Here is a 22,997-nt window from a genome sequence, read left to right as displayed (position 1 = left end):
CCCCGTCCGCGCGCGGGCCGTCCATCGGTCCGCGCAACGAACCACAAAGGACGCTGATAGAAATCAGGTCTAGCGTCCCATCCGTTCAGCACGCGCAGCGATCTCCCCGCAACGCCCCGAAGACCCGAAGACCCGAAGAGGCTCCCATGACGACGGCGACTCCCACCGCACCGGCGAAGGGCACACCGTTCCGCGGACGCATCCGTGGGCGCGTGCTCATCCTGCTGTGCTTCATGTACGCGATTTCGTACATCGACCGCACCAACATCTCCACCGCACTCCCCCACATCACCGAGGAGTTCGGCTTCAACGAGGCCACCGCCGGTCTCATCGTCTCCGCCTTCTCGCTCCCCTACGCCCTGTTGCAGGTGTTCGGCGGCACGATCAGCGAGAAGTTCGGGCCCCGAAAGGCGCTGTTCGTCATCACCGTGATCTGGGGCGTCGCGACGCTCTGGACGGGGTTCGCCGTCGGCTTCTGGACCCTCTTCGCCGCACGCGCACTCCTCGGGCTCAGCGAGGCCGCGGCGTTCCCGACAGCGACGCAGGCCATGAGCCGCTGGATCCCGCGCGACCGGAACGGCTTCGCCCAGGGCGTGGTGCACTCGGCTGCTCGACTCGGCAACGCGCTGGCGCCACTCGTCGTCGCCTACTTCATCGCGATCAGCGGCTGGCGACTCGCGTTCTTCGCCACCGCAGTGCTCTCCTTCGCGTGGGCCGTCGTGTGGTGGTTCTTCTTCCGCGACAAGCCGGAGTCGGCGAAGGGCATCAAGCAGGTCGAGCTCGACGAGCTGCCGCCCGTCGAGACCCGCGCGACGCGTCCCCCGGTGCCGTGGGGCCAGATGGCGAAGCAGATCCTGCCGGTCACCTTCGTCGACTTCGGGTACGGCTGGACGCTCTGGGTGTTCCTCACCTGGCTGCCGACGTTCCTGAGCTCGACCTACGGCCTGGAGATCGGCGACTTCGCCCTCTTCACCACGCTGATCCTGCTCGCCGGCGTCGTCGGGGACACCGTCGGCGGCATGCTCAGCGACCGGATCATCCACCGTGGGGGAAACACCCGCAACGCGCGACGCAGCATCCTCGTCGTCGGGCTCGGCGGGTCGCTCGTGTGTCTGATCCCCCTCGTCATCGGCCAGGGACTCCTCGTCGCCACGATCTCACTGGCGCTGTCGTTCTTCTTCCTCGAGCTCTGCAACGCGAACCTCTGGGCCATCCCGATGGACGTGGCACCGCAGTGGTCCGGGACCGCGTCCGGGTTCATGAACACCGGGTTCGGGATCGCCGGCGTTGTCTCGCCGATCGTCTTCGGACTGCTCATCGACGCGTCCGGGTGGCAGCTGCCCTTCGCCCTGTCCTGCGCGCTCCTCGGCGCCGCCGCCGTCGTCGCGTGGTTCATGAAGCCGCAGCGGCTCACGATGACCGACGGTGTCCTCGAGGTCGGCACCCCGAAGGCGGAGCAGCAGCAGGCGTCCTGACCGGACCATCTGACGGACGGGAGGCTCGTGGCCGCGCCGCCACGAGCCTCCCGTCCGTTGCGTGGTCGGCCCGATCCGCTACGCGGCCGCGGCCTGCCGCTTCGCGGCGCGTGCGGCACGCGCCTTCCTGGACGACAGTGACGGACGACCCGTGAGCGGCACGCTGAGGGGCGTCCAGCGGAACACCTCGGTGATCGCGACGGCGAGCACCACCACCAGCAGGTACGTGACGAGCGTCAGCCACGGCTTCGGGACGAGGCCCTCGAGCCAGCTGTCGCCGTACAGGAGCAGCCAGATGACGAGCGGGTGGCTCAGGAAGATGCCGAACGAGCGGTCCGAGGCGTAGTCGACCGCCTTGGCGAGGCGACTGCCGGGGACGCGCTTGTCCGCCCACGCGGCACCGATCGCCAGGAACGCGACGAAGACGATCGTGCTCCAGACGACCTCGATCGGCTGCAGCGGCGTCCCGGCGGCGTACGGGGAGTTGCCCGCGAGCAGGTGGATCGCGAACACGACGAGTGTCAGCAGCGCACCGCCGGCGAACGACCACATGATCGCGCGCCGGTACCTCCGGATGAAGCCGAGGAACCCGTCCGCGTGGTCGGCGGCGATGGCCCCGGAGATGATGAAGAACACGTACGAGAAGAAGAACTGCTTCTGGTACCCGTGCATCCACGCGTCCGTCGACGGGAAGTACTTGTAGCAGGCGAAGATGCCGAGCTGCACGACGAACGCGACGACGAGCACTGTCACGTGGTGCCGCCGGGTCCTGCGGACGACCCACATGATGGCGGGCAGCAGGAGGTACACCTGCATCGTGACGAGGAGGAAGTACAGGTGGTACTTCGCGGTGCCGGTGACGATGCCCTCGGCGTACGTCGTGACGAGCGCGGGGACGTCGCCGCGTTGCCCGGAGTCGAGCAGCCAGGCCGACGCCACGTAGACGAACGACCACGCCAGGTAGGGCACGCCGACGAGCAGGAAGCGCTTCGGCCAGAACACCGACATGGGTTTCGGGCGGATCGTGTAGCTGTACACGAGCACGAACGCCGTCAGGGTGAAGAAGACCAGGCGGGTGAAGTGCAGCAGCGACAGCAGCCCGGCGAGGCCGATGTCGTCCGACGCCATCGTGTGGCTCGTGGTGTGCACACCGAGCACGCACGCGAACGTCAGGATGCGGAGGACGTCGATCTCGTACAGGTGCCGCGGCCGCCCGGCGGCGGTCCTGGTCGGGGTCCGTACGCCGGTCGGGGCGACGCGCAGCGCGGCGTCCGCCGTTCCCGTGCCGGTTCCCGTCGCGGTCACGAGCGCTCCGCCATGCTCCGTACCCGGGCGCGCTGGATCTTGCCGGTGGGTGCCCGCGGCAGGTCGGGCACCACGACGATCTCCACCGGCCGCCGGAAGCGGGTGAGCTCCGCGGTGGTCCGCTCGGTCAGGTCGGCCACGAGGGCGTCGGCGTCGACGGGCTCGTCCGGTTGCGGGATCACGTAGGCGATCGGCACGCTCCCGAGCACGTCGTGCGGACGTCCGACCACGACGGCCTCGAGCACGCGGGCGTCGCCGAGGAGGACGTCCTCGACCTCGGAGGGGTAGACCTTCTCGCCGCCGCGGTTGATCACGTCGTCCGACCGTCCGGCCAGCGACACCCAGCCGTCCTCCGACACCGACCCGACGTCGCCCGTCGAGAGCCAACCGTCGGCGTCGAAGCGTTCCGCCGCGCGGCCGAACAGGTACGAGTGCACGATGCCGGGACCGCGGACCCAGAGCGCGCCGACCTCGCCGGCGGGCAGCAGCGTGCCGTCCTCGCCGCGGACCTGCACCTCGGAGCCGACGGGCACGCCGACCGTGCCGAGTCGCGCCGGAGCGTCGAGCGGCGTCGCGGTGATCTGGCTCGCGCCCTCGGTCATCCCCCAGCTCACGACGAGCGGGGTGTCGCCGAGCGCCGTGCGGACCGGGTCGGGCAGCGGTGCCGACGCGCTGCGGACGAAGCGCAGGCTCGGCGGGAAGTCGAGGGGGCCGGTCTTCGCGAGCACCGCGAGGATCGCCGGGACCGCGTTCAGCCAGGTGATGCGTCGTTCGGCGAGCAACTCCCAGAACCCGGTGCGACGGAAGCGCCGGTCGAGCACGAGCGTCGCGCCCGCCACCAGCGTCGCGAGCAGTCCGACGACCTCGGCGTTGACGTGGAAGAGCGGCAGGGAGTTGAACCCGCGGTCGTCCGAGTCGAGCTGGTTGTGCTGCGCGACTGCTCGGGCGACGAAGAGCAGCTGCGACTCCGGGAGTTCGACGCCCTTCGGCGTGCCCGTCGAGCCCGAGGTGAACAGGACCACGGAGCCCTCGCCGGGAGCGTCCGGTGAGTCGCCCGGCAGGTCGCCGTCGTGGACGTCGGTCGGGAGGCCCGTGGCCGGGTCGACGCGCGCGGCGGGCGTCCCGGGGATGGTCGAGTCCACCTCGCGGTCCGACACCACGATGGAGGCCCCACCGAGCAGGCCGGCGAGCCGGGCCGGCTCGGTGACCGGCTGTCCGGTGTCGACCGGGACCGCTCGACGACCGGTGGCGACCGCGGCGAGGTGCACCACCGCGAACGCGAGCGGGTCGCCGACGTCGATCAGGACCGCGCCGGACGACGGGATGCCGATCACGTCGAACGTCGACGCCCAGGCGCTGACCGCGGCATCGAGGGCGCCGTAGCGCAGGACCCGGTCGGACCGGGCGTCCTCGAGGAAGACACGATCCGTGTCCGTGGAGGCGCGCTCCCGGATCAACGAGCGGAGATCGGCGGGTGCGGGTTCGGGTGATCGACCATCGTGCTGCACCACCCAATGGTAGTTCTCGTTCCTATGACGTCCCGGAGGACGTCGTCGGGGCCGCCTGTGGGGCGTCGGTGGCACCCGCATCCGGTCCGGGCTCGACGGGGAGCGGGAACCGCCTGAGCAGCCACTGCCACAGCCCGAGCATCCGCGGCTGTCCGTCGGCCGCGAGCGGTGTGGTGTCCTTGATGATGCGCGAGTGCGACTCGTCCGGCGTCCCCACCTCGATGTCGGTGAGGATCGCGTGCGGATCCCAGCCGTCCGGCGGCGCTGCGGTGTCCGTGCGCCACGGGCCGTCCGGTCCACCCGACGTCGCGGGTGCGTCGAGTCCGAGGACCCGCCACGACCCGCGGATGCGCGGACCGAAGACGTCACGGACGTCGTCGATCGCGTACATCTTCGACGCAGGGGTCCGACCGGGTCGGTCCATCCACGCCGCGTGTGCCGGCCCGAGTGACTCCACCGGCGACGAGAACATCAGCGCGCCGAGGACCGGACGGATGTGCGCGATGTAGGCCGCCTCTCCCCCGCCCTGCGAGTGCCCGGCGACGACGATGTCCTGCCAGGCGATGTCCTCGTTCGCGGCGACGAACCGCCCCCAGCCGCCCTTCGGGTCGACGTCGTCGAGGTGCGCGATCGCGTCGCGGAACCGGGAGACGATCGATCCGGCCGGCGACACCTTGCTGAACTCGGACTGCCTGGTGCCGTCGAACCGGTTCCGCTGCACCTGTCCGTAGCACTGCGGATCGGCCTCGCACGTGCCGGACAGGGTCTTCCCGAGGTTCCAGTAGTCGAGCCCGAGCACGTGGTAGCCGTCACCGAGCGCCGTGGTGAGGAAGCGCTGGTACTGGGCGGGCTTCGCCCGGGTGGCGGGGAGGAACAGGAGCAGCGGGCCGTCCGACGCCGTCCTGGCCGCGAAGTCGTCACGGTTCGGCTCCAGCCGCTCGCCGTCGATCGCGCCGAGCCGGAAGCGGTGGAACTCGTCCTGCGGACCGTGTGTGTTGCGTGGCTGGGCGTTCGCGGGCCGCCGTCCGTGGTCCTCGACGCGCTGCTCGCCCATCACGTTCGCCGCGACGAGTGCCGCGGCGCCGATCGCCACCAGGACGACCAGCGCGATGACGATCAGCAGACGGTGCCTCATCGGCCGACCCGGCACCACACCTCGTCCGCGGACCGGATCGTGTCGGCCACGGAGCCCGTGGCGTCGACGACGTGATCCGCGAGTGCGAGGCGCTCCGCGTCGGAGGCCTGTGCACCGACGCGCCGTTCGGCCTCGGCACGGGACATCCCACGGTGCGCCACGAGTCGTTCGATGCGGTCGGCCGCCGGGGCGTCGACGACCACGACGGCGTCGAACTGCAGCGGGCGGTCCGCCTTCGCCTCGGCGAGGAGCGGCACGTCGTACACCACGACCGCGTCGGGGTCCGCTGCAGCGGCGGCGTCGAACGCGAGTTGGGCGAGGCGCCACACCTCCGGATGCGTGATCGCTTCGAGGTCCTTTCGTGCCGCGGGATCAGCGAACACGACGGTGCCGAGCGCCGGGCGGTCGAGCGAGCCGTCGGCAGCGATCACATCGGGACCGAACCGCTCCGCGACGCGTGCAAGCCCCCGGCTGCCGGGAGCGACGGCGTCCCGCGCCAGCCGGTCCGCATCGACGACGACCGCGCCGTGCTCGGCCCACCGACGCGACACGGTCGACTTCCCCGCGGCGATGCCGCCCGTCAATCCGATGATGCGCACGGCAAAAGCGTACGGGTCGCACCCTCCCGAAACGCCGGAGACCCGGCACCCTCTCGGGGTGCCGGGTCTCCGGTGCACGCAGTGCTGCGGACGGCAGCACTGGCTCGATCAGTTGGTCGAGCTGAGCTTCTCGCGGAGCGCCGCGAGCGAAGCGTCGTCGGCCAGGGTGCCCTGACCGGCCTGCTCGCTCGTGAACGACGAGGAAGCGCTGGCCGGGAGGTCGAAACCACCCTGCGCCTCTTCGGTGAGCGACTTGGCGACCTGCGCCTTGTGCGCCTCCCAGCGACCCTGAGCGGCGGCGTACTGACGCTCCCACTCTTCGCGCTGGGTGTCGTAGCCCTCGAGCCACTCGTTGGTCTCCGGGTCGAAGCCGTCCGGGTACTTGTAGTCACCCTTGTCGTCGTACTCCGTCGGCATGCCGTAGAGCGCCGGGTCGAACTCGCTGCCCTCGGGGTCGACGCCCTCGTTCGCCTGCTTCAGGCTGAGCGAGATGCGGCGACGGTCGAGGTCGATGTCGATGATCTTCACGAAGACCTCGTCGCCGACCGAGACGACCTGCTCGGCGAGCTCGACGTGCTTGTTCGAGAGCTCCGAGATGTGGACGAGGCCCTCGATGCCGTCCGCGACGCGGACGAAGGCACCGAACGGGACGAGCTTCGTGACCTTGCCCGGTGCGATCTGACCGATCGCGTGGGTGCGGGCGAAGACCTGCCACGGGTCTTCCTGGGTGGCCTTGAGCGAGAGCGACACGCGCTCGCGGTCCAGGTCCACCTCGAGGATCTCGACGGTGACTTCCTGACCGACCTCGACGACCTCGCTGGCGTGCTCGATGTGCTTCCAGCTGAGCTCCGAGACGTGGACGAGACCGTCGACGCCGCCGAGGTCGACGAACGCACCGAAGTTGACGATCGACGAGACGACGCCCTTGCGGACCTGGCCCTTGTGGAGGTTGTTGAGGAACGTGGTGCGCGACTCGGACTGCGTCTGCTCGAGCAGGGCGCGGCGCGAGAGGACCACGTTGTTGCGGTTCTTGTCGAGCTCGAGGATCTTCGCCTCGATCTCCTGGCCGAGGTACGGCGTCAGGTCACGGACGCGACGCAGCTCGATGAGCGAAGCCGGGAGGAAGCCACGGAGACCGATGTCCACGATGAGGCCACCCTTGACGACCTCGATGACGGTGCCGGTGACGACCCCGTCGGACTCCTTGATCTTCTCGACGTCGCCCCACGCACGCTCGTACTGCGCACGCTTCTTCGACAGGATGAGGCGGCCTTCCTTGTCCTCCTTCTGGAGAACCAGGGCCTCGACCTCGTCACCGACGTTGACGACCTCGTTGGGGTCGACGTCGTGCTTGATCGAGAGCTCGCGCGAGGGGATGACGCCCTCGGTCTTGTAACCGACGTCGAGGAGGACCTCGTCGCGGTCGATCTTCACGACGGTGCCGGAGATGAGATCGCCGTCGTTGAAGAACTTCAGGGTCTTCTCGACCTCGGCCAGGAAGTCATCAGCCGAACCGATGTCGTTGATGGCGACCTGCTTAGGAGCCTTGGTCGTAGTGGTTGTCATGTAGAGATTGCTCCGAACGGACATGAGTCGGGCCAGGGCGACGCGGGAGACTGACTCCCACATGCTGTCGCGGTGGCGGTTGATTGTGGTGACGCGGATTGCGCCGCACAAGTCTAACCGGTGCGCGCGACCCCCCACAAGCGGGTGTGTCGCCCGTGTCGCGGGGCGTCACACGCACCGGATCGGTCAGTCGAGCAGCGCCGACCGAAGCGTGTCGAGGCCGATGCTGCCGAGCGCCAGCGCGCGGTGGTGGAAGGACTTCAGGTCGAACGCGGCGCCCTCCCGCGCCGCGACCTCGTCACGGATCGACTCCCAGACGCGCTGTCCGACCTTGTAGGACGGCGCCTGCCCCGGCCACCCGAAGTACCTGGCGACCTCGAACCGGATGAACGCGTCGTCCATGTTCACGTTCTCGCGCATGAAGTCGAGCGCGTACTCCCACGTCCAGCCGCCGCCGTCCGGGTTGGTCTTCTGCAGGTGGACGCCGATGTCGAGGACGACGCGGGCTGCCCGCATGCGCTGCCCGTCGAGCATCCCGAGCCGGTCGCCCTCGTCGTCGAGGAACCCGAGCTGCTCCATCAGCCGCTCCGCGTAGAGCGCCCAGCCCTCGACGTGGCCGGACGACCCGGAGAGCTGCCGGCGCCAGGTGTTCAGCTCGCCGCGGTTGTAGACGCCCTGGCTGATCTGCAGGTGGTGTCCGGGAACGCCCTCGTGGTAGACGGTCGTCTTCTCGCGCCAGGTCTGGAACTCGGTCACACCCTGCGGCACGGACCACCACATCCGGCCGGGCCGCGAGAAGTCGTCCGACGGACCGGAGTAGTAGATCCCGCCCTCCTGCGTCGGGGCGATGCGGCACTCGAGGCGCTTGATCGGGTCGGCGATGTCGAAGTACACGCCGTCCATCGCCCGGATCGAGGCGTCGCTCGTCTCCTGCATCCACCGCTGCAGGGCGTCGGTGCCGTGCAGCATCCTGGACGGGTCGGCGTCGAGCACCTCGACCGCGCGGGCGACCGAAGCACCGGGTTCGATGCGGTCCGCGATGCGCTCCTGCTCCGACCGCATGCGTGCGAGCTCCTCGAGCCCCCACTCGTACGTCTCGTCGAGGTCGACGACGGCACCGAGGAAGTGCCGGGAGTGCAGTTCGTAGGCATCACGGCCGACGGCGTCCACCGGGGTCGCCAGTGGCATCAGCTCGTGTTCGAGGAAGCGCCCGAGCGACCGGAAGGACGCCGCGGCGATCTCACCACGCCGAGCGAGCTCCGCGCGCACCGAGTCCGGGACGGGCGACCCGTCGTCGAGCGCCGCGCTCTCGGCGAGCTGCCGGAAGAAGCCGTCCTCGGCACCGCTCCGAGCAGCCTGCTCGGCGACGAGCTCGACCTGGCGCCTGGCCGGGGTGACGTCCTCGCGCGTGCCCTCGAGCAGGGTCTCGCGGAACCCCTCCAGCGCGTCCGGCAACGCGCCGACACGGTTGGCGATGTCGTCCCAGTCCGATGCCGTGGCGGTCGGCATCAGGTCGATGATCTCGCGGAGCGACTGCGCCGGGCTGGCGATGACGTTGAGGTCACGCAGGTGGAGCTTCCGGTCGTACGACTCGACGACGAGGGCGAGCTCGGCGCCGAGGTCCGTCTTCGTCACGCGGTCGACGGCGTCCACCGGCTCCGCAGCGGCCAGGGAACGAGCGGCCGCCTTCGCCGCGTCCGCCATCGCGGCCGCACCGGCGGGCGAGGTGTCGCCGTACTCCCCCGTGCGCCCGGGGACGCCGATGTAGGTGGCGACCGTCGGGTCGAGGTCGACGAGGGTGGTCACCCACTCCTCGGCCACGCGGTCGACGGCGGAGGGCTGGCGGGCGGGACGGTCTTCGGTCATGCCTCGACCCTATCGACGTGCGCCGACGCCGTGCTCGCGCCCGCCACCCGCCTGCGCGACCGGTCACGACACCCCGCGTGGACACCCCCGACCGGTCGAAGAACGTCGCGCAGCGGGCGTCCGAACGACCCTTCGCGACCGCCCGGCGAACCTGAGCGGGGTGTTGTGACCGGTCGCGGGCGGGGGGCCAGGCGTGTGTCCGTGCGAGGTGCAGGCGTGCGCGGCGCAGGCGCGCGAGGTACCGGCGTGCGAGGTACCGGCGTGCGAGGTGCAGGCTCGCGCGGAACAGGTGTGCGGGTGCGGGTGCGGCCCGGGATGGGGGGACGTGGCACCAGGCGACCGGTCACAACACCCCGCGCGCACGCCCTCGGCCGGTCGAAGAACGTGGCTCCGACGCCGCCGAACCGACGGGCAGCGACCACCCGGCGAACCCGTGCGGGGTGTCGTGACCAGACGCGGGTCAGTGCGCGGCGGCCTCCCAGTTGGGGCCGGAGCCGACGGACACGTCGAGCGGGACGGTGAGGTCGGCCGCGCCGCCCATCCGGGTCCGCAGGATCTCCTCGACGCGGTCCTGCTCCCCAGGGGCGACCTCGAGGATGAGTTCGTCGTGCACCTGGAGCAGCAGCCGCGTGCCCATCTCGCCGCCGCGCAGGTCGGCCGCGACGCCGAGCATGGCGATCTTCATGATGTCGGCGGCCGAGCCCTGGATCGGTGCGTTCAGCGCAGCACGCTCGGCGTTCTCGCGGAGGACGCGGTTCGGGCTCTTGAGGTCGGGGAACGGGCGGCGACGACCGAAGATCGTCTCGGTGTAGCCGTCCTCACGAGCCTGCTCGACCACGTTGCGGAGGTAGTCCCGCACCGCGCCGAAGCGGGCGAAGTACTCGGTCATCAGGGTGCGCGCTTCGCTCTGCTCGATCCGGAGCTGCTTGGACAGACCGAACGCGCTGAGCCCGTACGCGAGGCCGTACGACATCGCCTTGACCTTCGTGCGCATCTCCGGCGAGACGTCCGCCGGCTCGACACCGAACACCCGGGCGCCGACGAAGCGGTGCAGGTCCTCGCCCTCGTTGAATGCCTGGATCAGCCCGGGGTCACCGGAGAGGTGCGCCATGATGCGCATCTCGATCTGCGAGTAGTCCGCGGTGAGGAGCGTCGTGTACGGCTCGGCCACGGCGAACGCGGAACGGACCCGACGACCGACCGCGGTCTTCACCGGGATGTTCTGCAGGTTCGGGTCGGTCGAGGAGATGCGGCCGGTGCTGCTGCCGGTCTGCTCGTACCGGGTGTGGATGCGGCCGTCGACGACCGCAGCGTCGAGCGTGTCCACGATCTGCCGGAGCTTCGTGGCATCACGGTGCTGGAGCAGGAGGCCCAGGAACGGGTGCGGGTGCTGCTCCTGCAGGTCGGCCAGGCTCGCGGCGTCGGTCGAGAAGCCCGTCTTGGTCTTGCGGGTCTTCGGCATCGCGAGCTCGGTGAAGAGCACTTCCTGCAGCTGCTTCGGCGAGCCGAGGTTGACCTCGTGCCCGATCTCGGCGAACGCCTGCTGCGCGAGGTCGGCCGCGCGTTCCCCGAGCTCCTTCGAGAGGTTCGTGAGCACCGGTCGGTCGATGCCGACACCGGTGGTCTCCATGTCGGCGAGGACCGACACGAGCGGGAGCTCGATGTCGTCGAGGACCCGCAGCGACCCGGCGTCGATGCGAGCCCGGAGCGCCGTCGTCACGCGGAGGACGTACCAGGCGTGCACGCCGACGTTCACGGGGTCGGTCTCCGGGACGAGCTGGTTCGGGTCCGCCGTCGGGAGCTCTTCACCGAGCTCCTGGTAGACGAGGTCGCTGAGCGGCTGGCCCTGCTTGCCGGGGTTCGCCAGCCAGCCCATGATGCGGGCGTCACCGGCGATGCCGTTCACCGCGATGCCGGCGGTGCCGAGCGCCTTCACCGCGGCCTTGGCGTCGTGGAAGTGCTTCGGGGCGTCGGACGCGAACCACGCGGTCAGCTGCTCGTAGTCCTTCGCACCGCTGCCGCCCGGGACCAGGACGGCGTCGTCGTGGGTGGCGATCCCGATGGCGCTGAGGCGGCCGTCGATGACCTCCACCGCGACGCCGTACCCGTTCTCGGCTGCTGCGGCGTTCTTCCGCTCGAGCCAGTAGCCGAGCTCTTCGTCGATCAGGGTCTTCACCGTCGGCGAGGCTGGTCCACCGTCGTCGACGCCGCCCTCGACCGCTGGGGCCTCACCGGTCTCGCCGTTCCCAGCGACCTTGAACACGCGGTCGAGCAGCGTGCGGAACTGCAGCTTGGCGAACAGCTCGCGGACGGCGGTCTCGTCGAGGGGTCGGAGTGCGACGTCCCCCGGACCGACAGGCAGCTCGACGTCGGTGACGAGGCGGTTCAGCTTGCGGTTCCGGATCGCCCGGTCCTTCTGCTCGCGCAGGTTGTTGCCCACGACGCCCTTGATCTCGTCCGCGTGCTCGAGCACGCCGTCGAGCGAGCCGTACTGGGTGATCCACTTGACGGCGGTCTTCTCGCCGACCTTGTCGATGCCGATCAGGTTGTCGCTGGTCTCGCCCACGAGTGCGGCGATGTCGGGGTACTGGTGCGGCTCGATGCCGTAGCGCTCGTACACCTTGTCGCGGTCGTACCGCGTCAGCTCGGAGACGCCGCGGACGGACGGGTACAGCAGCGTGACGTCGTCGTTCACGAGCTGGATGGAGTCGCGGTCGCCGGACACCACGTAGACCTGGTAGCCCTGCGCTGCACCCTGCGAGGAGAGGGTCGCGAGGATGTCGTCCGCCTCGTAGTCCTCCTTCGTGACGGTGGTGATGCCCATCGCCTCGAGCGCCTGCTGCAGGAGCGGGATCTGCCCCTTGAACTCCGCAGGGGTCTCGGAACGGGTGCCCTTGTAGTCCTCGTACTCACGGGTGCGGAACGAGAACCGCGAGATGTCGAACGCGACCGCCAGGTGGGTCGGCTTCTCGCGCTGGAGGAGCATGAGCAGCATCGAGATGAAGCCGTGGATGGCGTTCGTGTGCTGCCCGTCGCGGTTCACGAAGCTGTCCACCGGGAGCGCGTAGAAGGCCCGGAAGGCGAGCGAGTGGCCGTCGATGACCATGAGGGTAGGCTTTGCGGAGTCCGACACCCGGACAGCCTACCGACGCCATCCGACACGGGAGTCCCAGCGCGTGACCGACGAAGCGACCACCACCGGCCCCGTCGACGAACGCCTCGCGGACCGCGGGATGGGCGAGCTCGCCGACAAGATGGGCATGGTCATCACGGAGCTGTCCGCGGAGCGCGCCGTCGGCACCATCCCGGTCGAGGGCAACCGGCAGCCGGTCGGGCTCCTGCACGGCGGGGCGTACGTCGTCCTGGCGGAGAGCCTCGGCTCGATGGCCGCGAACGTGCACGCCGGACCCGGTCGGTACGCGGTCGGCATCGAGCTGAACGCCTCGCACTCGCGGAGTGCCACCAGCGGCATCGTCACCGGCACGTGCACCGCGATCCACCTCGGCAACACGCTGACGACCCACGAGATCGTCCTCACCGACGAGCAGGGGCGACGCTGCTCCACGGTGCGCATCACGAACATGATCCGCGAGCGGCGCTGACCGACCGCTCCGACGCAGGGAGTCCGGCATGGACTGGAAGATCGAACTCATCATGGTCCCCGTCAGCGACGTCGACCGTTCCCGAGCGTTCTACGAACGCATCGGCTTCACCATCGACCACGACCAGCGTGTCTCGGACGAGCTCCGGTTCGTGCAGGCAACCCCTCCCGGGTCCGCGTGCTCGATCGCGTTCGGCCAGGGCATCATGTCGCCCGACGTGCTGCCAGGGTCGCTGAAGTCGATCCAGGTCGTCGTCCCGGATGCCGACGAGGCCCTCGCACACCTGCAGGGCCTCGGGGTGGACGCCGTCGGCGTGGACGAGATGGCTTGGGGTCGGTTCGTGTTCTTCACCGACCCGGACGAGAACGCCTGGACGCTGCAGCAGATCCCCGCACGCGGCTGAACGACGGCGGGCGGTCAGTCCTCCGGCGGCCGCTGCAGCAGCAGCCGGGCGTCGCCGAAGCCGAGCCGCCGGTAGAGCCGTTCGCCGTCCACGCTCGAATGGACGCTGATCCGTTCGGCCCCGAGCTCGTCCGCGATCTCGACCAACCGCGAGACGAGCCGCCCCGCGACCCCGAGCCCACGCAGGTCCGGGTGGACGTAGACGGTCTGCAGCTCAGCGGCGATCCGGCCTCCCGGCACGTGCGGCGCCGGTGGCCGTGGATGCAGCGCCAGCCACGCCATCCCGAGCACGACGCCGTCGCGCTCGGCGACGACGCACCGGTGCGACTCCGGGTGGGCGACGGCGAAGTCCGTCATGGCGTCGCGGTACGACTCGGGTGTCTGCGCGGCCTGTCGGCCGTCCTCCTCGATGCTCCACCGCCACCGCAGGTCGGCAACCGCCGGCATGTCGGACGGGCGGGAGGCACGGATCACGACGTCGTTCACGGCTCCACCTTCGCAGATGGACACCACCGGAGACGCGGAACGCCGCCGGAACCGCGAAACGCCGCCGAGAACGGCGGCGTTTCGGGAAGGAGACGGTGTGAGCGACTACTTCTTCGCGCTGAGCTGCTCGATGATCGCCTTGGCGACGTCGTGCATGGTCAGGCGGCGGTCCATGGAGGCCTTCTGGATCCAGCGGAACGCCTCGGGCTCGGTGAGTCCCATCTTCTCGTTGAGCAGGCCCTTGGCGCGGTCGACGAGCTTGCGGGTCTCGAAGCGCTCGACCAGGTCGGCGACCTCGGCTTCGAGGGTGATGATCTGCTGGTGCCGCGAGAGGGCGATCTCGATCGCGGGGAGCAGGTCGTTCGGCGTGAAGGGCTTCACGACGTACGCGAGCGCTCCGGCCTCGGTCGCACGCTCGACGAGCTCCTTCTGGCTGAACGCCGTGAGGAGGACGACCGGGGCGATGTGGTTCTTCGAGAGCTTCTCGGCCGCGGAGATGCCGTCGAGCTGGGGCATCTTGACGTCCATGATGACGAGGTCCGGGCGGAGGTCGGTCGCGAGCTGCACGGCGGTCTCGCCGTCGCCCGCTTCGCCGACGACGTCGAACCCGTTGTCGCGGAGGATCTCGACGATGTCGAGACGGATGAGCGACTCGTCCTCGGCGACGACGACACGACGGGGTGCTGTTGCAGTTGCTTCTGAGTCACTCACGTCCGAAAGCCTACTAGACGCAAGAAGCACGCCGTTCCAGATCACGAGTCAACGGACAACTTGTACGAGTGGCGGGACTTGAACCCGCACGCCGTGAGGCAGAGCATTTTGAGTGCCCCGTGTCTGCCGATTCCACCACACTCGCGAGGTGACTCACGATACCAGCCCGACCCGGGCCTCCAGGCCGGTGCGTCCGGTCACGGACCTTCGAGCGCTTCCACCGCGGCCACCAGCCCGGCACGGCGGGGCGACCGCGGCGGCAGCGTCGCGAGCAGCGCTCGCAGCACGCGCGCATCCGCGGAACCATCAGGGGTACGGGACCAGGCGAGCAACGCGTCGGATGACCCGTCGGACACGACCGCCTCGCGGAACCGACCGCGCACCAGGTCGCGGAGCGCGTCCACGCCGGGCGCTGCGGAGCCGGGCAGGACGGGTCCCGGGTACCGGCTGACGGCCTGGAGGCGCGCCCCGCGGTCGAGCGCGCACAGCACGCCGTCGACGTCGGTCCGGACACCGCCGACCCGGTACGGGCGGGAGGCGAGCGTCACCGACGGTGCGGCCGACGACAGCACGCGGCGGAGCCGCACCACCTCGGCGCGGAGCGTGACGACCGCATCGGGGTCGCCGTAGACGGCGTCGGCGAGGTCAGCAGCGGCCATCCCCGCCGGGGCGGTCGCGAGCACCGCGAGGATCTCCGAGTGCCTGGCCGACAGGGCCACCGCGCGGCCGTCGACGTGCAGTGTCGCGGTGTCGGCACCGAGCAGGACGAGTTCGGCCTCGGCGGGCAGGACCACCGAGGGAGTCGGGATCCGGAGCGTGGCGAGGGCGAGTTCCGCTTCGACCGCCGCGACCGTGGCACGCACGAGCGGCAGCGTGTGCCGTTCGACCGCACGGTCGTCGCCGGTGATGTCGAGCACACCGACCGCGCGTCCGGACGGGTCGTGCACCGGGACCGCCGTGCAGGACCAGGGCTTCACCGCGGTCGCGTAGTGCTCGTCGCTGCGGATCTGCACGGCACGGTCGATGCGGAGTGCGGTGCCTGGTGCGCTCGTGCCGACGTGTTCCTCTGCCCAGTCGGCGCCGGGGACGAACCCCATGTCCTCCGCTGCCCGTCGAGCCGTCCGGGCACCGTCCACCCAGACGAGCCGGCCGGACGCGTCACCGACGGCCACGACACAGCCGGCCGACCGCGTGTCGTCGACGAGCAGGCGGCGGACGATCGGCAGCAGCGTGGCGAGCGGCCCGTCGCGCCGGGCGGCGTCGAGTTCGTCGGCGCCGAGGGCGACCCGTGGGACACCATCGGGGTCGACCCCAGCGGAGCGGCGCCAGGAGTCGGCGACGAGGGGACGAACGGATCCCGGTCGGGGTGCGCGCATGCGTCCTCCGTCCTCGGGTCCGCCCGTCGCGCCGTCGCGCCGGGTGCGGCCAGCCTACGTCCGGTGGGTGGCCGGGACCAGACCGAGATCCTCCAGTTCCGGGTCGGTGAACATCCGGGACCTGGTGAGGAACCGCTTGCCCTCGGGTACCTCGAGCGAGAAGCCGCCGCCGCGCCCGTCGACGACGTCGATCGTGAGGTGGGTGTACTTCCAGTACTCGAACTGGGCCTTCGACATGTAGACCTCGACGGGGTCGATACCGTCGACCTCGAGCGCCCCGAGCAGCACGTCACCCGGCCCGGTCATGAACATGCCGACGGGGTAGCACATCGGGCTCGAGCCGTCGCAGCAGCCGCCGGACTGGTGGAACATGAGCGGGCCGTGCCGGGCGGCGAGTGACCTGAGCAGGTCACTCGCCGCCGGCGTCACCGCGACGCGGTCGGTGCTCATCAGAAGAACCCCATCGGCCCCTCGGCGTAGGAGACCAGCAGGTTCTTCGTCTGCTGGTAGTGGTCGAGCATCATCTTGTGGTTCTCGCGCCCGACCCCGGACTGCTTGTACCCGCCGAAGGCCGCTCCCGCCGGGTACTGGTGGTAGGTGTTCTCCCACACGCGTCCGGCCTGGATGTCACGACCTGCCCGGTAGAGGGTGGTGGCCTCGCGGCTCCACACACCGGCGCCCAGACCGTACAGGGTGTCGTTGGCGATCGAGATGGCGTCGTCGTAGCCGCTGAAGGACGTGAGCGCCAGGACCGGCCCGAAGATCTCCTCCTGGAAGATGCGCATCGCGTTGTCGCCCTCGAAGACGGTCGGGGTGACGTAGTACCCGCCGGACAGCTCGCCGCCGAGGTCGGCTCGCTCGCCACCGGTCAGGAGCTTCGCCCCCTCCTGCTTGCCGATGTCGATGTAGCTCAGGATCTTCTCGAGCTGGTCGTTCGACGCCTGGGCGCCGATCATCGTCGACATGTCGAGCGGGTGCCCCTGCTGCACTGCACGCACGCGGTCGAGACCGTCGGCGACGAACTCGTCGTAGATCTCCTTCGCGACGAGCGCGCGGGACGGGCAGGTACACACCTCGCCCTGGTTGAGGTTGAAGAACGCGAACCCCTCGAGTGCCTTGTCGTAGAACGCGTCGTGCTCCTGGGCCACATCGGCGAAGAACACGTTCGGGCTCTTGCCGCCGAGCTCGAGCGTCACGGGGATGAGGTTCTGCGACGCGTACTGCATGATGAGCCGGCCCGTGGTCGTCTCCCCCGTGAACGCCACCTTCCGGACGTCAGGGTGCTGCGCGAGCGGGGCACCGACCTCGAACCCGAAGCCGTTCACGACGTTGAGCACGCCGGCGGGGATGAGGTCCTGGATCAGCTCGACGAGCACGTGGATCGACGCCGGCGTCTGCTCTGCCGGCTTCAGGACGACGCAGTTGCCGGCGGCGAGGGCCGGCGCGAGCTTCCACACCGCCATCAGGATCGGGAAGTTCCACGGGATGATCTGGGCGACGACGCCGAGCGGCCGTGGAAGTGGTACGCCACGGTGTCGTGGTCGATCTCCCCCGTCGAGCCCTCCTGCGCGCGGATGGCCCCAGCGAAGTAGCGGAAGTGGTCGATCGCGAGCGGGATGTCCGCACCGAGGGTCTCGCGGATCGGTTTGCCGTTCTCCCACGTCTCCGCGACCGCGAGGAGCTCGAGGTTCTGCTCCATCCGGTCGGCGATCCTGTTGAGGATGTTCGCCCGTTCGGTGACGCTGGTCTTCCCCCACGCGGGGAACGCCCTCCACGCGGCCTGCACGGCGCGGTCCACGTCGGTGGAGTCGCCGCGGGCGACCTCGGTGAAGACCCGCCCGGTGACCGGTGTCGGGTTCTCGAAGTACTGGCCGCCGGTGGGGGCGACGTACTCGCCCCCGATGAAGTGGTCGTACCTCGGTCGGAACGAGACGAGTGATCCTGGCTCGCCGGGTGCGGCGTAGGTGGTGGGCGATGCTGCGATGGTCATGGTGGTGCCCTTTCGACGACGCTGTCGGGGCGCACGATCCGCGCGCCTGTCCGCGACGCTACGTGGACAGGGGTTGCATCCGGTTGCACGGGCGGGCAGGCCGGTCGCGCTCCGGGTACTGTCCAGGTCGTCCAGCTCCGATCAGGGAGGAGTGCTCGTGGATTCCCGTGCAGTCCGGACGTTCCGGGTGTTCGTCATCGTGACGTCCGTCGTCGCCATCGCGCTCGGCATCGTCGCGATCGTCTGGCCCCGGCCGTCCCTCGTCGTCGTCGCACTGCTCTTCGGCGTCTACCTCGTCGTCGCCGGCGTGATGCGTGTGTTCGCAGCGGTCCGCGGCCACGGGACGCCGTCCGTGTGGCGGTGGACGTCCGGCGTGGTCGGGGCGCTCGTCGCGGTCGCCGGCCTGGTCACGCTCCTCGACCCTGCCGTCCCGCTCGTGGTCTACGCCGTGCTCGCGGGGATCGGGTTCGTCATCGAGGGCATCGCGTCACTCGTCGGCGGGTTCGCCGGACACCCCGGTTCGTCCCGCATCCCGACGGTCGTCAGCGGGGTGCTGTCGATCCTCGGCGGCATCGTGGTGCTGTTCGCGCCTGGCCTCGCCCTGACCGTGTTCATGGTCTTCGCCGGGATCGCGTTGATCGTGGTCGGGGCGGCGGCCTTGCTGCTCCTGCCCCCGCGAGCCGCCGTCCGCCGGTAGCCGGCGGTCGCTACGCCGATCCGGTCCCGAAGAGCAGCCCGAGCAGGTACGTGACCACGGCGGCGCCGAAGCCGATCGCGAGCTGCCGCAGTGCCCGACGGAGCGGCGAGGCACCGCTGAGCACGCCCACAACGGCGCCGGTGCCGAGCAGGGCGATCCCGACCAGGAACCCGGCCACGGCGACCGCGGTCCAGCCGTCGAGCCCGAACAGGTAGGGCAGCACCGGGATGATCGCTCCCGACGCGAAGAACAGGAAGCTCGAGATCGCCGCGCTCATGCCGTTGCCGACCGCCTCGTGGTCGTCGACCGGCCGGGTGGACCGGGTGTCCGGCCCGGTTCCGAGCCCGGCGAGCACGTCGGTCGCGTGGGCCTCGGCCTCGTGCTCGGGCATCCCCCGCGCCCGGTAGACCAGGGCGAGCTCGTTCGCGTCGACGTCGAGGTCCGCGACGGCCCGGTTCGCGTCTGGATGCGGTGACGACGCCTCGAGCAGCTCGCGCTGGGACCGAACCGACACGTACTCCCCCGCGCCCATCGACAGGGCACCCGCGAGCAGCCCCGCGATCCCGCTCAGGAGCACGAAGTGCCGATCCGCTCCCGAGGCGCTGATGCCGATGATGAGTGCGAGGTTCGAGACCAGCCCGTCGTTCGCGCCGAAGACCGCCGCCCGGAACGTGCCGGACAGCCGCATCCGGCCGCGGTTCGCCAGCCCGCGGACAACCTCGCCGTGGATCCGTTCGTCTGCGGCCATGCTCGCGGTCGCGTCCGCGTCGTCGGCGTACGGCGAGCGGTCCTCGGCGCGTTGCATGAGCGCGAGCACGAACACCGACCCGAACCGCTTCGCCAGTCCGGCGAGGACCCGCGTCCGCAGGCTGCCGCGCAACGGTCGGCCGATGTCGTTGCCGAGCAGCTCGATCCAGTGCTGCTCGTGCCGGCCCTCGGCCTCCGCGAGGGCGCTCAGGATCTCCCGCTCCTCACCCTCGCGACGGGCCGCGAGGTTGCGGTAGACGGCGCCTTCCGCGCGTTCGTCGGCCAGGTACCGTCGCCATCGGCGTACGTCCGTGGGCCGTCGGCCCACCGTCTCGGACCGGAGGCTCCGCTCACTCATCGCGATCGTCTCCTGTCGACGGGATGGGGGCTCTGGACGCGAGCGGGCGCGGACCGGAGGTGGTGCAGTCAGCTACACCGGGCCTCCCGTCCGCGCCCTCGCGCGATCCGCGGGACTAGTCCCGAACGTACGCCGGTGCGGCCTCGGCGTGCGCGTCGCCCACGCGGTGCACGCGGAGGTCGTTCGTCGAGCCCTCGAGTCCGGGAGGCGAGCCGGCCGTCACGATGACGCGGTCACCGGGTGCGGCGAGGCCGTTGTGGATCAGGACGTCGTCGACCTGACCGAACAGCTCGTCGGTGTGCTTCATGCGCGGCACCAGGAACGAGCGGACGCCCCAGGTGAGCGCCATGCGGCGACGTGTGGCCTCGTTCGGGGTGAACGCGATGATCGGCAGCCCGTGGCGGAGACGCGACATGCGGCGGGCGGAGTCGCCGGACTCGGTGAAGACGCAGAGGTACGACGCCTCGGTGAACTCGGCGATCTCGACCGCGGCGAGCGTGATCGCACCACCGAGGGTGCGCGGCTTGGTGCCGAGCGGCGCGATGCGCTCGAGGCCGTGGTCCTCGGTCGACTCGACGATGCGGGCCATGGTGCGGACGGTCTGCACGGGGTACTCGCCCACGCTGGTCTCGCCGGAGAGCATCACGGCGTCGGCACCGTCGAGCACCGCGTTCGCGACGTCGGACGTCTCGGCGCGGGTCGGGATCGGCGACGAGATCATCGACTCGAGCATCTGCGTCGCGACGATCACCGGCTTCGCCATGCGGCGGGAGAGCTCGACGGCGCGCTTCTGCACGATCGGGACCGCCTCGAGCGGGAGCTCGACGCCGAGGTCGCCGCGGGCGACCATGATCGAGTCGAAGGCGTCGATGATCTCCTCGAGCGCGTCGACGGCCTGCGGCTTCTCGATCTTCGCGATGACGGGGAGGCGCTTGCCCTCTTCGTCCATGATCTCGTGGGCGCGGTCGACGTCGGCGGCGTTCCGCACGAACGACAACGCGATGAGGTCGGCGCCCTGCCGGATCCCCCAGCGGAGGTCCGCTTCGTCCTTCTCGCTCAGCGCGGGGACGTTCACGGCGACGCCGGGGAGGTTGATGCCCTTGTTGTTCGACACGGTGCCGCCGACGACGACCTCGGTGCGGACGCGCACCCCGTCGGTGTCGAGCACGCGGAGGCGCACGCGGCCGTCGTCGATGAGGAGCGGGTCGCCGGGCTGCACGTCGTCGGGGAGACCCTTGAACGTGGTGCCGCAGATCTCCTTCGAGCCGGGCACGTCCTCGGTCGTGATCGTGAAGACGTCGCCGACGGCGAGTTCGTGCGGACCGTCGGCGAACTTCGCGAGACGGATCTTCGGACCCTGGAGGTCGACGAGGATCGCGACCGGCTTGCCGAGTTCCTCGGCGGCGCGACGGACGTTCTCGTAGTTGGCCTCGTGGACGCTGTAGTCACCGTGGCTGAGGTTGAGTCGGGCGACGTCCACGCCTGCCTCGATGATCTCCTTGACGGTCTCGTAGTCCGACGTGGCCGGGCCGAGGGTCGAAACGATCTTTGCGCGTCTCAATGGATTCCTTCGTGTGGTGTCTTGTGGGGCTTGCGGCTGCTGCTTGCTTGCTGGCGTGGGGCTTCGCAGTACGAAGAAGAGGCCACCAGCACCCTATCGAGTGCTGGTGGCCTCCCGCTCACCGAGTGGTGGCCATCAGATGGAGATCGCCCGGTCGGTCGCCTTCACCGGCGCCGGCAGCATCGTGGTGCCCTCGAGGTACTCGTCGACCTTCGCGGCGGCCGCACGGCCCTCCGCGATGGCCCAGACGATCAGGGACTGACCGCGACCGGCGTCACCGGCGACGAACACGCCGGCCTCGTTCGTGGTGTAGTCGGCCTGCCGCGCGACCGCGCCGGACACCGTCACCGGGAGCCCGAGCTGCGGCTCGAGCGTGTCGGTCTCGGGACCGGTGAAGCCCATCGCGATGAGGACCAGGTCGGCGGGGATCTCCCGCTCGGTGCCGGCCTTCGGGACCCGGCGGCCGTCGAGGTACTCGGTCTCGGCGACACGGAGCGCCCGGACCTCGCCAGCGTCGTTCGAGAGGAACTCGACCGTCGAGGCCAGGAAGGTGCGCTCCCCGCCCTCCTCGTGGGCGCTGGTGACCTCGAACACGGTCGGGAACATCGGCCACGGCTGGTTCTCCGGGCGCTCCAGCGGCGGCTGCTTGCCGATCGCGAGGTTCGTCACGCTCAGCGCACCCTGACGGTGGGCGGTCCCGATGCAGTCCGCACCCGTGTCACCGCCGCCGATCACGACGACGTGCTTGCCCTCCGCCGTGATCTGGTTGTCGACGACGGTGCCGGCACCCGCGCGGTTCTGCTGCACGAGGTACTCCATCGCGAAGTGCACGCCGGCGAGGTCGCGACCGGGGATGGGCAGGTCGCGCGGGACCGTCGCACCGGTGGCGACGACGACCGCGTCGTAGCGCGACTTCAGGTCGTCCCAGGTGATGTCCCGGCCGATCTCGACACCGGCGCGGAAGCGCGTGCCCTCCGCCTGCATCTGAGCGAGTCGCGCGTCGATCTGGCGCTTCTCCATCTTGAAGTCCGGGATGCCGTAGCGGAGCAGGCCACCGATGCGGTCGTCACGCTCGTAGACGGCGACGGTGTGGCCGGCGCGGGTCAGCTGCTGCGCGGCCGCGAGCCCGGCGGGACCGGAGCCGACGACGGCGACGGTCTTGCCGGTCAGGCGCTCCGGCGGGTGCGGGGTGACCCACCCGTTCTGGAACGCCTCGTCGATGATCGAGACCTCGACCTGCTTGATGGTCACGGGCGGCTGGTTGATGCCGAGCACGCACGACGACTCGCACGGAGCCGGGCAGAGCCGACCCGTGAACTCCGGGAAGTTGTTCGTCGCGTGGAGCCGCTCGATCGCCTGGCGGCCCTCGCCGCGCCACGTGAGGTCGTTCCACTCCGGGATGAGGTTGCCGAGTGGGCAGCCCTGGTGACAGAACGGCACACCGCAGTCCATGCAGCGGCCGGCCTGGCGCTTCAGCTGGCCGGACTCCTGCTGCTCGTAGACCTCTTTCCAGTCCATGAGCCGGACGGGGACGGGCCGACGCTCGGGCAGTTCGCGTTCCTGGACCTTCAGGAATCCCTTGGGGTCAGCCACCGGTTACCTCCGGGATGTTG

Annotated in this window: 18 protein-coding genes, 1 tRNA gene and 1 pseudogene; 4 read left to right on the top strand and 16 right to left on the bottom strand. The window is 70.2% G+C overall.

The annotated features are described in order from the left end of the window. Window positions 1–146 precede the first annotated feature (146 nt). Window positions 147–1,475 (top strand): MFS transporter, encoded by a 1,329-nt coding sequence (locus ACEN9V_RS01450; RefSeq protein WP_281264660.1) that lies wholly within the window; start codon window positions 147–149, stop codon window positions 1,473–1,475. A 78-nt stretch (window positions 1,476–1,553) separates the two neighbouring features. On the opposite strand, the gene ACEN9V_RS01445 is transcribed toward ACEN9V_RS01450, so the two are convergent. The 7 genes from ACEN9V_RS01445 to polA all read right to left on the bottom strand — a co-directional run bounded on the left by ACEN9V_RS01445 (window position 1,554) and on the right by polA (window position 12,560). Further along, window positions 1,554–2,780, bottom strand: a complete 1,227-nt coding sequence (locus tag ACEN9V_RS01445) for an acyltransferase (RefSeq protein ID WP_413601840.1) — start codon at window positions 2,778–2,780, stop codon at window positions 1,554–1,556. Further along, window positions 2,777–4,288, bottom strand: coding sequence for a class I adenylate-forming enzyme family protein (locus ACEN9V_RS01440; RefSeq protein WP_413601839.1), 1,512 nt, complete (start codon window positions 4,286–4,288; stop codon window positions 2,777–2,779). The genes ACEN9V_RS01445 and ACEN9V_RS01440 overlap by 4 nt, the downstream gene beginning before the upstream one ends. Window positions 4,289–4,310: 22 nt before the next feature. Next, window positions 4,311–5,423, bottom strand: coding sequence for a BPSS1187 family protein (locus tag ACEN9V_RS01435; RefSeq protein WP_413601838.1), 1,113 nt, complete (start codon window positions 5,421–5,423; stop codon window positions 4,311–4,313). Beyond that, window positions 5,420–6,022: a dephospho-CoA kinase gene (coaE, locus tag ACEN9V_RS01430; RefSeq protein ID WP_413601837.1), complete on the bottom strand. Its 603-nt coding sequence runs from the start codon at window positions 6,020–6,022 to the stop codon at window positions 5,420–5,422. The genes ACEN9V_RS01435 and coaE overlap by 4 nt, the downstream gene beginning before the upstream one ends. 108 nt (window positions 6,023–6,130) lie before the next feature. Beyond that, window positions 6,131–7,588: a 30S ribosomal protein S1 gene (rpsA, locus tag ACEN9V_RS01425; RefSeq protein WP_402728815.1), complete on the bottom strand. Its 1,458-nt coding sequence runs from the start codon at window positions 7,586–7,588 to the stop codon at window positions 6,131–6,133. A 186-nt stretch (window positions 7,589–7,774) separates the two neighbouring features. Next, entirely contained in the window at window positions 7,775–9,454 is a 1,680-nt protein-coding gene (locus ACEN9V_RS01420; protein ID WP_413601836.1) for a DUF885 domain-containing protein, read from the bottom strand. A 460-nt stretch (window positions 9,455–9,914) separates the two neighbouring features. Beyond that, entirely contained in the window at window positions 9,915–12,560 is a 2,646-nt protein-coding gene (gene polA / locus ACEN9V_RS01415) for a DNA polymerase I (RefSeq protein ID WP_413601835.1), read from the bottom strand. Window positions 12,561–12,687: 127 nt separating this feature from the next. Between polA and ACEN9V_RS01410 the strand changes: the two genes are divergently transcribed. Further along, on the top strand, window positions 12,688–13,056 hold the full coding sequence (locus ACEN9V_RS01410) for a PaaI family thioesterase (RefSeq protein ID WP_402728986.1): 369 nt from the start codon (window positions 12,688–12,690) through the stop codon (window positions 13,054–13,056). A gap of 28 nt (window positions 13,057–13,084) precedes the next feature. Beyond that, entirely contained in the window at window positions 13,085–13,459 is a 375-nt protein-coding gene (locus tag ACEN9V_RS01405) for a VOC family protein (RefSeq protein ID WP_413601834.1), read from the top strand. A 14-nt stretch (window positions 13,460–13,473) separates the two neighbouring features. On the opposite strand, the gene ACEN9V_RS01400 is transcribed toward ACEN9V_RS01405, so the two are convergent. The 6 genes and pseudogenes from ACEN9V_RS01400 to ACEN9V_RS01375 all read right to left on the bottom strand — a co-directional run bounded on the left by ACEN9V_RS01400 (window position 13,474) and on the right by ACEN9V_RS01375 (window position 18,021). After that, entirely contained in the window at window positions 13,474–13,944 is a 471-nt protein-coding gene (locus tag ACEN9V_RS01400) for an N-acetyltransferase family protein (RefSeq protein ID WP_413601833.1), read from the bottom strand. A 105-nt stretch (window positions 13,945–14,049) separates the two neighbouring features. Next, window positions 14,050–14,655 carry an ANTAR domain-containing response regulator gene (locus ACEN9V_RS01395; RefSeq protein WP_144758275.1) on the bottom strand — a complete coding sequence of 202 codons (606 nt, stop codon included), beginning with the start codon at window positions 14,653–14,655 and terminating at the stop codon, window positions 14,050–14,052. A 63-nt stretch (window positions 14,656–14,718) separates the two neighbouring features. After that, window positions 14,719–14,800: transfer RNA gene (locus tag ACEN9V_RS01390), tRNA-Leu, on the bottom strand. A gap of 52 nt (window positions 14,801–14,852) precedes the next feature. Continuing rightward, window positions 14,853–16,031 (bottom strand): GAF domain-containing protein, encoded by a 1,179-nt coding sequence (locus ACEN9V_RS01385; protein WP_413601832.1) that lies wholly within the window; start codon window positions 16,029–16,031, stop codon window positions 14,853–14,855. Between the two features lie 54 nt (window positions 16,032–16,085). Then, complete coding sequence (locus ACEN9V_RS01380) at window positions 16,086–16,481, bottom strand: DUF779 domain-containing protein (RefSeq protein ID WP_402728821.1); 396 nt, start codon at window positions 16,479–16,481, stop codon at window positions 16,086–16,088. Further along, window positions 16,481–18,021: pseudogene (locus ACEN9V_RS01375) on the bottom strand (aldehyde dehydrogenase family protein). The gene ACEN9V_RS01380 and the pseudogene ACEN9V_RS01375 overlap by 1 nt, the downstream one beginning before the upstream one ends. A gap of 157 nt (window positions 18,022–18,178) precedes the next feature. On the opposite strand from ACEN9V_RS01375, the gene ACEN9V_RS01370 reads away from it, so the two are divergent. Then, a complete protein-coding gene (locus ACEN9V_RS01370) occupies window positions 18,179–18,718 on the top strand; it encodes an HdeD family acid-resistance protein (RefSeq protein ID WP_413601831.1) in 540 nt (179 codons plus the stop codon). A gap of 10 nt (window positions 18,719–18,728) precedes the next feature. On the opposite strand, the gene ACEN9V_RS01365 is transcribed toward ACEN9V_RS01370, so the two are convergent. From ACEN9V_RS01365 to ACEN9V_RS01355, 3 genes are all read right to left on the bottom strand, one after another. Then, entirely contained in the window at window positions 18,729–19,823 is a 1,095-nt protein-coding gene (locus ACEN9V_RS01365; protein ID WP_413601830.1) for a VIT1/CCC1 transporter family protein, read from the bottom strand. A gap of 115 nt (window positions 19,824–19,938) precedes the next feature. After that, on the bottom strand, window positions 19,939–21,384 hold the full coding sequence (pyk, locus tag ACEN9V_RS01360) for a pyruvate kinase (protein ID WP_402728824.1): 1,446 nt from the start codon (window positions 21,382–21,384) through the stop codon (window positions 19,939–19,941). Between the two features lie 135 nt (window positions 21,385–21,519). Continuing rightward, window positions 21,520–22,977 (bottom strand): glutamate synthase subunit beta, encoded by a 1,458-nt coding sequence (locus ACEN9V_RS01355; protein ID WP_413601829.1) that lies wholly within the window; start codon window positions 22,975–22,977, stop codon window positions 21,520–21,522. Window positions 22,978–22,997: the final 20 nt, after the last annotated feature.

The organism is Curtobacterium sp. Curtsp57 (assembly GCF_047324335.1).
In the GTDB taxonomy this organism is placed as follows: domain Bacteria; phylum Actinomycetota; class Actinomycetes; order Actinomycetales; family Microbacteriaceae; genus Curtobacterium.
The sequence above is the reverse complement of the archived record's forward strand: the minus strand, read 5'-3'. Positions and strand labels throughout refer to the sequence as shown.